Source organism: Solibacillus sp. FSL W7-1464, assembly GCF_038004425.1.
GTDB lineage: Bacteria > Bacillota > Bacilli > Bacillales_A > Planococcaceae > Solibacillus.
Map to the genome: position 1 here is coordinate 691819 of NZ_JBBORC010000001.1, position 12891 is coordinate 704709.

Here is a 12891-nt window from a genome sequence, read left to right on the forward strand (position 1 = left end):
ATTTATTATAATCCTAATTGCAAAGTAAATGTAAAGAGTATGTAAAAAATAAGGAATAGTCTATTTGAGGCGAGAGAGAAGTGCTACTTTTAAGAAAGAAATTAAAATGGGTTAACACATTAAATATCTGTTAAGGAGTTTGCGATGAAATCAATAAAGAAAAATCGAATTGTAACACTTGCCGAAATATTTTTAGTCTCAACACGTTTAGGACTGACATCTTTTGGAGGGCCAACTGCTCATCTAGGTTATTTTCATGAAGAATATGTACGAAGAAGAAAATGGATGGATGAGAAAAGCTATGCAGATTTAGTTGCGCTGTGCCAGTTTCTTCCGGGACCGTCGAGCAGCCAAGTCGGAATTGGTATTGGGATTATGCGCGCCGGTTTATTGGGCGGCATTATATCCTTTATCGGGTTTACATTTCCTTCAGTAGTGGCGCTCATTGTATTTGCGTTATTGCTTACAGGGGGTGATATTGGAAGCGCCGGGTGGATTCATGGTTTGAAGATTGTAGCGGTGGCGATTGTCGCACATGCTATTATCGGGATGGCGAAAAGTCTGACGCCCGATTTGAAAAGAAAAGCCATTGCGATTTTTGCATTGCTTGTAACGCTTCTTTGGCAAACTGCTTTCAGTCAAATAGGGATTATTTTAATCGCCGCTTGCCTCGGCTACCTTTTGCTGAAGCAAGAAAAAAATGAGTCAGGAGTACAGTCGCGCTTTCCAATTACGAAATGGGTTGGGGGATTTTGTCTCCTATTGTTTTTCGGCTTATTGCTAGCTTTGCCAATCCTGACAATGGCGACAGGTTCTTATTGGATAGCGATGTTTGATAGTTTTTACCGCTCGGGTTCTTTCGTATTTGGCGGGGGACATGTTGTGTTGCCGTTACTGGAAAAGGAATTCGTCCCAACAGGCTGGATGAGTGAAGAAGCATTTTTAGCAGGATACGGTGTCACACAAGCAGTGCCAGGCCCTCTCTTCACATTTGCTGCTTACTTAGGAACAGTAATGAATGGCTGGCAAGGAGGAATCATTGCGACAATAGCAATATTTTTACCCGCGTTTCTTTTAGTAATCGGTTCATTGCCGTTTTGGGATCAATTACGGAATCAACCTGAAATTACAGGGGCTATTATGGGTGTGAATGCGGCTGTTATTGGTATTTTAATCGCTGCGTTATATTCTCCAATCTGGACAAGCTCCATTAAAGAAGCAAAGGATTTTGCATTAGTTGTGATTTTATTTAGCATGCTCGCTTACTGGAAAATACCGCCATGGATTGTTGTTGTTACCGGGGCTGTAGCAGGATTAGTATTTTTATAGAAAAGTGTAATTTGTTTCGTAAACGGCAATTGATCGAACTGCATGGTATTTCCGTAAACGTGTGGTAACTTACACCTGCAAAAACAAAATGTAGTAGAAGAACCTGTAGTGTTATGTCATGCATTATTTCATTTCCTTTTAAATAGAAGGAACTATAGAGAAAAATAATCTCCAATAACTAAACATTGACCAAATTATGGATGTAAGTGAATATAAAGTATTGATTTCCAAATAATAATGATAAAAATATAATAATTGTAATGTTTTTATCATAAAAAAGTAATATTAATAACATTCATTTCTATAAATGTATGTTATAATTTAAATTGAATTAAGAAATTCTACATAATAGATTCATAATTCAACTAAAAGACGCTATTCATATAAAAAATAGGGTAAGAGAAATTAAACCAGTTTTTAATTTGGTTTAATGGAGCCGTCCCGTAACGGTCACTAAAAGGTTTATCTTAGGAGGAAATAATAATGTCAAAACAAAATAAGTTTTTCGCAGTAGCAACAACAGCTGCATTAGTAGCTTCAGCAATCGTACCAGTAGCATCAGCTGCTGAATTCAAGGATGCTAATCAAATTGCACCTTGGGCAAAAGAAGCGGTAGAAACATTAGCTGATAAAGGTGTAATTGGTGGAAATCCAGATGGTTCATTTAATCCTAAAGGTAATGTAACACGTGCAGAAGCAGCGAAAATGTTTACAATGGCTTTAAATTTACCAGTTGTAGGAACTGAGTCATTTACAGATGTTAAAGACGGCCAATGGTTCCAAGATGTTATCATCGCAGTATCAAATGCAGGTATCGTTGATGGTATGGGTAACGGTCTATTCGTGCCAAATGGTAAATTAACACGTGCTGAAGCAGCGAAAATGATTGTGAAAGCTTACGGTTTCGAAGGTGAAGCAGATCTTTCTAAATTTGCAGATGCTAACGCAGTTGCTGGTAAATGGTTCGAAGCGCCACTTTCAACAGCAGTAGCAGCAGGTATTATTGCAGGTAAAGGTAACCTATTAGCGCCAAACGATTCAATTACTCGTCAAGAATTCGCAGTAATGTTAACTCGTGCTATCGATACGGCTCAAGAAGATAACGCTGAAGAATTATTAGCGGATGTAGAAAAAGCAACAACTGCTTTAGATACAGCAGTAAAAGCATTAAACACAGAAGTTAAAGCAGAAGAAGTTGATGCAGCTAAAGCAGAAGTGAAAACTGCTAAAGAAGCAGTTACTGCATTAGAAAAAGCTGTAGCGGATGCAAAAGATGTAATCACAACTGAAGCATCAGCAAAAGCAAAAGCTGCAATCGAAACGGCTAAAAAAGCAATCGCAACAACTGAAGCTGCTATTGAATTAACTTTAGCAGATCCAAAAGTATCATCAGTAGAAGCGATCAACGCTACACAAGTTGAAGTTAAATTCAACAAAGCGGTAGATGCAAAATCAGTATTCGCTGATGGAAAAAGTGGAGCATTCAAACAAGGTGTAATTACTATCCGTTCAATCGATTCAGTTACAGACGGTACTCTTTCAGGTGAGTTAAGTGCAGATGGAAAAGTATTAACTGTAACATCAACTCAATTATTGGAAAAACGCTATGATGTAGTTGTAGATAAATTAACTACAACTGCAGGTGAAACTGTTGAGAAATTCAACAAAATCATTTCTATTAATAAAGACGTAACTGCTCCTACAGTACTTGGTACTGAATTAGTAACTGCTAACCAACTGAAAATTAAGTTCTCTGAGCCAATGGCAAGCGCTGGTTCTACAACTTTCAAATTAGCAGATGGTACTGTAGTAACTGATATCACTGGTCAAGGAACTTTAGTTGACGGTGGTAAAGCAGTAATTCTTGACTTAAGTGATGTAGATGTACCGGTTTCTAAAGATATCACAGCTACAATTATTGGTGCTGCTGATAAAGCTGGTAACTTATTAAATCCTAACCCTGCTACAGTTACGTTCCAAAAAGGTGCGAAAGATGGAGTAGCTCCTACTGTATCTTCAGTATCACAAACTGGTGCAAAAACTTTTGAAATCAAATTCTCTGAAGCTGTTGTAGGAAAACCAACAGTAGCTATTGATAGCCAAACTATTAATGCCGCTAATGTTGTAATTGACCCTAAAGATGCTACTAAAGTAACGGTAACTACTGCTTCAGTTCTTGAAGGAGATAAAATTGTTACAATCTCTAACTTTGTTGATGGTTCTGGAGAAGTTGGAGCTGCAACTAACCGTGTAGTGAAATTTGTTAAAGATACTGCTGCACCACAACTTGTTTCAACTGCTGTTGTTACTGATGCAACTGATAAAGCTGAATACCTTGAATTCACTTTTGATAAAGATGTAGTTTTAACAAATGCAACTGTTGATGCAACAGGTTCATATGTTAAGAACTATGTTACTAATTCAATTAATGCTACAGACATCACAGCAACTGCTGTTAATTACAAAGATGCTGCTAGCAAAAAAGTTATCCGCGTGAAACTTGCTGATTTATTAGGTAATAAGAGTGTAGAAGGCGCACAATACTCTCTAGACTTAGCATTCTCAGGTGTTGCTAATGAAGCTGCTGTAGCAACTACAGCTGGTAAGACTACATTCACACGTGGAACAGATGGAACTCTAGCAAACACTGATGTGATTGCACTTGCTGCTGATAATGCAATCGTTCAATCAGCAACTGATAACAGCACATTAGTCGTTAATTTTGATAAAAATGTTGATGCTGCATCTGCAACTAATGTAGCTAACTATATTGTTGGCGGAGCAGTTGTTGAGTCTGCTACTGTTAGTGCTACAGACTTAACAAAAGTAACTCTAAAATTAAAAGCTGATTCAAACACATTTACAGGCGTACGTAATGTAACTGTACAAAATGTTAAAGCTGCTGGTTCAACTGTTGCTATGACTACAACTACGAAGATTATTGACCTTAAAGAAAACGTAGCTCCAACAGTTACTGCTCAACTTCAAGCAGACTTAAAAACGATTAAGCTTACATTCTCTGAAAATGTATTCCAAGCTTCAACAAACACTGCTGACTTTGGTGTATTCGTAGGTACTGACGCTTATAAGTGGGATAACGATTCAGTTGCAACTACTCCATTAGTAGCTTTTGAGACAGATTCAACTCTTACTACTGATGTAGCTCTAGCTGCTAATACAGTAAATATCGTATTACCAACTACAGTTACTGCTGAACAATTAAGCAAAGGTCTAACATTAAAAGCACTTGCTACAATGGATGTTAAAGATGCGGCAGGAAACAAATTAAATGTACCGGCTTCTCTTGTAGTTTCAAATAACTAATATCTTTTTGTTCTTAATACTGTACCTTTCACTCAATGAAATTTTTCGAAGATGAAAGGTTAAAAGAAAGCTTTGTAGAGAGAAATATCTCTACAAGGCTTTTCTTTACACTAAAAACAGATGAAAATAGGGGAATTGATAATTTATAAATAATTATCCTGAATAAATAAGGACAAGAAAAAACAATTTAAAAAAGAACTGGTTCTTGAAAATCAGTTTTACCAAATGGATTGGTGCAAGAGCAAAGAATCATTGAGCTTTAAGTAAATTTCTATTCAAAAGCTTTCTTGAAAATTACTTAAAAATATAAAAAATGGAAATAGTTCTACAATTTCTACGCATCTTTTAGTAAGAATATGCTATGATGGGGAAGTAATTTATAGAGTGAAGGGGCGTTACAATGAAAAAATGGTTTACAGTAGTATTATTAGCACTATTTTTAACAACTTCAATCAATACTGAACAATCGTTTGCAGCAACAAATAAAAATATCATCGAGCAAAATAAAGTGACGGTTGTAATTAACGGACGCGTAGTTACTTTTAAAGATCCTATATTAAATCATTCAGGCTCGCTGCTATTGCCGATGCGGGATTATTATGAAGAAATTGGCGCAGAGGTTAGCTGGGATGCGAAAGCTAAAAAGGCGGTTAGTGTAAGAAATGGTCAAGTAATTGAATTGACGATCAATTCTAAAACAGCACTTGTAAACGGTGCGCGTACCCAAATGTTAGCGGCACCGATCATTTATAAAGATCGTACATATATTCCAATGCGTTTTGTCAGTGAAAACTCTGACGGGAAAGTTTATTGGGATCAACAGAAAAAGCTTGTAGAAGTTGTATTAAACGAGCAAGTTCATGACGGTCAAAGTCCGGGAGCAGGTGAGGATGATCCAATTATTATTCCGCCTCTACCCGATTTAAAACATACGCTGTATATGAACAGTACGAAAATTACAATGAATCATGAAGTCATCACCAAAGATGGTCGGATGTATATCCCTTCTACGTATTTTACGGATTATTTACAGGGCACATCCCAATCATGGCTGGCGGAAGATCGTCTGGAACTTTCGGTATCAGGTTTAAACTTTGTTTTTACAGACAACAGCAATAATATTTTTGTCAATAATGAACTGTATAGTGGCAGTGAAAAACCATTTATTCGAGCAGGCGAAATGTATGTACCGGTGAAATTCATCGTAGACTCTTTTAGAAATGGTGGTTCACTTCGCTATATTAATGAGTCAAAAACAATTTATATTTCGTTATACGACTATATGATGACAAGTGATTTTTTACCGAAATCTTATGGGGCTTTAAATGTGCCTCAGTTAGTTGAAAATGCAAAATTAGATGGAAATCGCGAGCTTTTTGTGAGTGATAATCCAGAAGAGTTAATTCCGACAATTATTCAAAACAACAATGAAACATTGGCGGAATATAAAGTTTCCAATGTTACATCGGTTAAAGAGCATCGTGTATATGGCTGGCATATTAATAAGCTGGGTGAGCGTGCAACAATCGGTATTACGGTACAAAATACATCGAATTATTCGATCCGAGTAACAGGTTCAAAAGGAGCATCTCAAACATCAAGCAACAGCTGGAGCACTTTTGATGTTGGACTGCCATTATCGGATGCAGTATTGACAGGGACAATGCGTAATGCAAAAAATCCAACAATTACGATTGCCCCTGGTGAAACAGCGGTAGTTGAATCCTATTCAATCGGTAATAAATATTTATTAGGTTTCACACATGATCTTGATGTGCGTTCTGTAAGCGGACAACCAGTAAGCTATACGTTACGTACAGTTCTTAGCTTGGATGAAACGGCAAAATTAACAGCAATTCATTCACCAGCTGTTGCCATTAATCAATATGCAATGCATCCTCGCGGGGTTTGGCCAAGTTCATCAATTAAAGCAACGTTACCGGCTTATACAGTTGATAGCGCACAAGTTGGCTACAATATTTCGAACGGGAAAACGGATAACTTATTAACAGCAGAAAATTCGATTGATAAGATGAACGGCACAGTTGGCAATCCAGGGCATTTCGGAATGCTTTACAAAGTCGATGTTCCAATTGTGAATCCTGCAAATGAAATAAAAAATATTGCGATTAAAATTACAGGACGTGGCGGTTTATATAGTGGTGCCGTTAAAATGAACGGTCAATCCTATTTAATCCCTACATTAAAGCCTGGTCAAGAATATGTAGAATTACCTGTTTACCAAACGAGTGGCGCTAATGACGTCATTCATCTGGAAATTATCCATGCAGGTGGAAGTAACTTACCAGTAGCGATTTATGTAGAAACAAAATATTAGTTCCAAACAGGCGGGGAAGTTCCTCTGCCTGTTTTTGTTTGCACTTTTTAATAAAAGTCAGGTATTTATAGAAACTTCAACAATTTTTATTACACCTTTATTTCAAATCTCTGAAAATAAACTTTTACGTTTCATATTATGATATATTCGTGAAAGAAACGTAATGTTAAATAGTAGAGGAGCGAATAAAATTGTTAAAGAAGATAGTAGCCGCTAGTGCCGTGTTTGTAGGTATGCAGGGCGCAGCATATGTTGCAGAAACTTCAGCAGCATTCGATGAAAAAATAGAAAACAAGCAAACGAACGTATCTCCGGGTGTTTTATATACAAAAGAAAAATATGAATCAGCAAATACTACAGAAGCAGTAAATTTTTTAAGTATTGATTTGGCCAATAGTTATACGGCATTAGAAATAGGGATGCCGAATCCGATTAATTCATTAAAAACAACATCAGCGATTTCGAAAATACATAATTATGAAGGGCATCGTGTTGTCGGTGCAACGAATGCATCGTATTTCTTGGGAAATGGCTATCCAGCGAATTTACTTGTAAACAATAATGTCATTGTCAATTATGGTATTTTAGGAGAAAACAATAATAGTCCTACCCAAGAACCGGTTGCATTTGGTATTTCAAAATCGGGACAAGCGATTGCAGATTATTACAAAACGGATCTATCGTTTACTGTTGGAGGCCAAAAAGTAGCAATCGATCGAATCAATAATGAGCGTGCTACAGGTACAACGGTACTTTATACAGCGAGTCAAGCATCAACAAATACGAATAATTGGGGGCTTGAAATCGTCGTTACGGGTGCTTCAAAAGATACAAAGTCGCTCAGCTTCGGTGATTCAATTACAGGGACAGTTATGAGTGTTTCAGAATATGGTCAAGCCGGCAATTCCAGCGTTCCACAAGATGGCTTTGTCCTTTCCGTGCAAGATAAAGCGGTGGCGGAACAGTTGAAGGCATCAATTGAAATAGGTGCACCGGTTCAAGTGGATTTAAAGATCGATGAAAAATGGATGGATGCCAAGTTTATTTTAGCGGCAGGTCCGTTACTTGTAAAAGATGGCCAAGTTAATATTTCCATGCCTAACAATGCCTCATTTGCTACAACACGCAGTGACCGTACTGCAGTAGCAATCGATGCAACAGGGAAAAAGGTATTTCTGGTAACGGTAGACGGGCGACAAGAAGGTCATAGTAATGGCGCGACATTAAAGGATTTGGCGAATTATTTGATTTCAAAAGGAGCAAAATATGCGCTGAACTTAGATGGCGGAGGTTCGACGACTATGGTAGTACGTGAACCGGGTGGTGAGGCTCCAGTACTGGTAAATCGTCCTTCCGGCGGTAGTGAGCGCCGTGTTTCTGCAACATTGCAAGTAGTAAATACTGCTCCTGCTGGTCAATTAAAAGGGTTCTCCATTACAGGTTTACCTAGCTCGATGACAGTGGGGACTTCAGCTGCAGCCAATGTTTCACTAGCATACGATGAGTTTTTAAATCCGGCAGCAATTTCAGCGGCTGATGTAAAATGGTCCGTTGAAGGTGGTATCGGTCAATTTAATGGTTCCAACTTCACAACGACAAAAACCGGCTCAGGTAAAATTATTGCTACTTACAATGGCATTCGCTCAGAGTTTCCGATCCGCGTAACAAAAGAGCCGGAAGTTGTAGAGGTAATCGATTCGTTTGATATTACATCGGGTTGGGCTGTTTCAACAGCGAAGGCAAAGGCAACAATTAGTCAAGCTTCAAAAGCGGAGCCGTTCCGAGAAGGAGCATCATCGATAAAGTTGAACTATGACTTCACATCGAATGAAACAGGTACAAAGGCAGCCTATGTTGTAGCGCAAGCACCGAAAACAATGGAAGGCTTACCGAAGCAAATCGGTGTATGGGTATATGGCGATGCAGCGAAGCATTGGTTACGAGGGGTTATTATTGATGGTAATGGTGAAAACCATACGATTGATTTTACACAGCAAGGGCAATTAGACTGGACAGGGTGGAAGTATGTTACTGCAACAGTGCCGCAAACGTTATCATTACCAGTCAAATTTGACCGGATTTATGTAACGGAGCCAAATTCGAATAACAACAACAAAGGCATTTTATACTTCGACCAATTGCAGGCAGTTTATAAAGATGGTTATAAAGAGCCGATTTATACGGATTTAAAGCCGACACATTGGGCAAGTTCAACGATTGAATATTTAAATACTCGTGAATTAACAAAAGGTTATCCAAATGGTACATTCAAGCCGGAAAGTACGATCACACGTGCTGAGGCCGCAACGATTATTGCCCGTGCACTAGGAATTACAAAAACTAAAACACCTGCATTTACAGATGTAAAAGCAACACATTTCGCGTATGATGCGATTGCAGCTGTAGCTGAAAAAGGAATTTTGACTGGGCGAGAGGCAAATCAGTTTAGTCCGGACGGTCAATTAACACGTGCTGAAATGGCAACAATTTTAAAACGTGCGTACAATTTAACAGGAACAACTGAACTACCGTTTAAAGATGTCCCAGCATCACACTGGGCGTATGAAGCAATTCAGACGGTCTACCAAAATCAGCTGACAGGCGGCTATCCTGATAATACATTTAAGCCGAATAATCGCATTACCCGCGCTGAATTTGCAACATTCTTAACGAAAGTACTTCAAAAACAATAATCAAAAGGGGAGCAGTAGGGGGCGTTGAACAGAAAATTCTAACAACGCTCCTGCTTCTTGTTATTTAAGGACAACGAAGGGCAAGGAATTAACGGCATTTAGGGAGTATGCAACATTTTAACACGTAATTGGCGCATAGAATTATTACAAATGTAGTATATAATTTATTACATTTTTGCTAAAATGAAGCATATGAAGGCTGAAGGAGGATTAGAACGTGTTTATAAAAAAAATCAGCATACTAGTAGCAGTATTTCTCTTCTCGTTTTTAACAGTACAAAGCACACAAGCAGCAACAATTTCCTTTAAGGATCTTTCTTCCTCGCATCCGCAATATGAAGAAATCATGTATCTTGTTGAGCTTGGCGTGTTGGAGGGTTCAATGGAAAATGGGAAGCGTGTATTTAAAGCAAATGAGCAAATTACACGCGGACAAGCAGCAAAAATGGTTGTCATCGCCATGAAAAAAACGCCATTAGTTGTGCAAAAATCATCGTTTTCAGATATTGATTTGAAAACAAATGCAACATTGTCTGGATATGTGGAAAGAGCAGTCGCTTTAGGATATATGAGTGAATATTCTAAAGGAGAATTCCAACCGAAAACTGCGCTGACACGTAATGAAATGAGCGTTGTTCTATCAAAGGCATTTAATTTAGATGTTGAAAAAACAGCGAACTTACCGCTACCATTTTCCGATGTAGCAAAAACGGATCCCTACTATAAATATATTTCCGCTATCTACTATAACGGGATTACAAATGGAACAGTTGCCGGAAGTAAAGTTACATATAGTGCAAAGAGTCCTGTAACACGATCACAGTTTTCTTCGTTTGTTGCACGTGCAATTTCGGGGAAATACCGTTTAGCTTTACCGGAACAACCGGCTGCAGCAGTAAAGCCAAATGAAGCGGAAGCCATTGATAAAGTTATCGTAGCCGTCGACGGGTTAAACGTTCGATCAACAGCAAAGAGTGAAAGTCAAACTAATATTTTAGGTAAGCTGAATACAGGTAAGGAGCTTCCGGTATTCGAAGATCAGGGCTATTGGCTGAAAGTTGCCTATAATGGACAATTTGCTTTTGTAGCAAAGGAATATACGAAGAGTGCTACCGAAAATCAAGAAGTACCAACGCCTGAGGTTGAAAAACCAGCAGAGCAACCTGCACCGCCTGCAGAAACAGAAAAGCCGGCAGAGCAACCTCCTGTTATTGAAAAACCGGCAGCACCAGCTTCGACAGTCGGTATTGTAACGGTAAATAACTTAAATATTCGTGAAAAGAATTCAGCCAGCTCGAAGTCGCTTTTAAAAGTAAATCGTGGGACAGCGGTTGATGTGTTGTCAATTAACGGCTACTGGGTAGAAGTTTCATATAAAGGTACAGTAGGTTATGTGGACAAACGTTATTTACGTTTGAAAAATACGTCAGCCAATCCAGTGAAAAATCGTATTATCGTTCTGGATGCAGGGCATGGTGGAAAAGATCCCGGCGCAGTAAGCGGAAAAGCCATTGAGAAAGAAATTGTTTATAAAGTAACGCAATTAGTGAAACAAAAGCTTGGTGCAGATGGTGCCAAAGTACTTGTAACACGTGCAGGGGATACATACCCTTCATTAGATGATCGTGTCCGTTATACATCGAACAACTATGGGGAGATGTTCATTAGTATCCATGCAAATTCTTCAGTGAATACATCACCAAAAGGTACAGAAACGTTTTATAGTATTACGTCAAATGACAATGAGAAAGAAGATCTGATCCTTGCTACAAATATTAATAACCAAATTGTAAAAAATGCAGATATGAATAATCGTGGGGTTAAACGTCAAGATTTCAAAGTAATTAAAGGCTTGACGATACCGGCAGTTTTAGTTGAGCTGGGATTTGTAAGTAATGCAGAAGATCGGGCAAAATTATTAGATGATGGCTATATTGAACTCTATGCTCAATCGATTTACAACGGCATTGTGGAATATTATGCACAAAACTAGTAAACGATCATTTGTTTTTAGTAAGTTTTCTTGATTAGGAGAGATGGTGCATGAAACGATTATTGCTAGCAGGTGTAACAGTCGCCGCCCTCATGCTCCCTGTTTCTTCACTAACAAAAGTTATGGCAGCTCCGTTGTTTACGGATGTCCCTAAAACACATTGGGCAGCCACAACGATATATGATTATGCAAGTAAAGGGTATATGAAGGGTTATGAAGATGGCAAATTTAAGCCGAATCAGCCAACGACACGTGGAGAAGCGGCAGTTATTATGGCACGGACAATGGGGATAAAGTTGGTATCAACGAAACGTCCGGAATTTATAGATGTACCAGAAAATCATCCATATTATGCGGCAATCGCAAAATTAACGGAAATGGGTGTTTTGGAGGATGGCCCAAATTTTTACCCGAATGCGCCTTTAAAACGCTCTGAAATTTCCAAAATGATTGCTTTGGCATATGGGGTGGAAGTAGACAATCGGAATAAATCTAAATTCCATGATCTACAACAAGACTTTTGGGCAAAAAATTATATTGAATCTTTGGCAGATGCGAATATTGTAAAGGGTGTGACCGCCAAGGAGTTTGCGCCCAACCAGGATGTAACGCGTGCCCAGATTGCTTTGTTAACCAAGAGAGGGATGGCTTTTAAAAATCAAATTGACTCTTTTGAACAGGCTTATGATCTTTTACAAAAGGATTATATTTCAACGGTAAATACTCATAAGGGTGAAGAAAAAAAGATTTTAGAACTCGTAAATGAAATTCGGACAAAAAAAGATTTACAGCCGGTGGAACTCGATCCATTCTTAACACAACTTGCGATTATTAAAGCAAAGGATATGGTGAAGCACAATTATTTTGAACATTATTCTCCTGTTTATGGGTACCCGTGGGATTTGGCTACATTATTTGGTTATGAATATGTGAGTTTTGCGGAAAATATTGCCCGGAATTTTATAGGAACAGAAGAGGTAGTCAATGCTTGGATGGCATCACCAAAACATCGAGAAAATATATTGGATGCTAAGCATGCATATATGGGAATCGGATTCGAGAAGGCAAAAAATGGAAAGTTTTACATTGTTCAACATTTCGCAAGGAAATAGTTTGGAAAATATTAGTGATTAATATTACAAACATATTACGCATGTGAAGTGAAATGATAATTAATTGTCGATAAAACGCTAAAATTCTGTTTAAAAGCAGAA

The 12891-nt window shown here is 38.2% G+C and carries 6 protein-coding genes; all 6 read left to right on the forward strand.

Annotation, left to right across the window (positions count from 1 at the left end):
- Positions 1-144: 144 nt before the first annotated feature.
- Positions 145-1329 (forward strand): chromate transporter, encoded by a 1185-nt coding sequence (locus MKZ25_RS03295; protein WP_340800124.1) that lies wholly within the window; start codon positions 145-147, stop codon positions 1327-1329.
- 483 nt (positions 1330-1812) lie between these two features.
- Positions 1813-4653, forward strand: coding sequence for an S-layer homology domain-containing protein (locus MKZ25_RS03300; RefSeq protein ID WP_340800125.1), 2841 nt, complete (start codon positions 1813-1815; stop codon positions 4651-4653).
- A 400-nt stretch (positions 4654-5053) separates the two neighbouring features.
- Complete coding sequence (locus MKZ25_RS03305; RefSeq protein WP_340800126.1) at positions 5054-6991, forward strand: stalk domain-containing protein; 1938 nt, start codon at positions 5054-5056, stop codon at positions 6989-6991.
- Between the two features lie 191 nt (positions 6992-7182).
- Positions 7183-9684: an S-layer homology domain-containing protein gene (locus MKZ25_RS03310; protein WP_340800127.1), complete on the forward strand. Its 2502-nt coding sequence runs from the start codon at positions 7183-7185 to the stop codon at positions 9682-9684.
- Positions 9685-9901: 217 nt separating this feature from the next.
- Positions 9902-11677 (forward strand): N-acetylmuramoyl-L-alanine amidase, encoded by a 1776-nt coding sequence (locus MKZ25_RS03315; protein ID WP_340800128.1) that lies wholly within the window; start codon positions 9902-9904, stop codon positions 11675-11677.
- A 50-nt stretch (positions 11678-11727) separates the two neighbouring features.
- The gene (locus tag MKZ25_RS03320; protein WP_340800129.1) at positions 11728-12789 is read left to right on the forward strand and encodes a CAP and S-layer homology domain-containing protein; all 1062 of its coding nucleotides are present in this window, start codon (positions 11728-11730) and stop codon (positions 12787-12789) included.
- Positions 12790-12891: the final 102 nt, after the last annotated feature.

Excerpts from the sequence above, each read along its gene's own strand:
- MKZ25_RS03295 (WP_340800124.1), top strand. The coding sequence starts at position 145 with ATGAAATCAATAAAGAAAAATCGAATTGTAACACTTGCCGAAATATTT.
- MKZ25_RS03300 (WP_340800125.1), top strand. The coding sequence starts at position 1,813 with ATGTCAAAACAAAATAAGTTTTTCGCAGTAGCAACAACAGCTGCATTA.
- MKZ25_RS03305 (WP_340800126.1), top strand. The coding sequence starts at position 5,054 with ATGAAAAAATGGTTTACAGTAGTATTATTAGCACTATTTTTAACAACT.
- MKZ25_RS03320 (WP_340800129.1), top strand. The coding sequence starts at position 11,728 with ATGAAACGATTATTGCTAGCAGGTGTAACAGTCGCCGCCCTCATGCTC.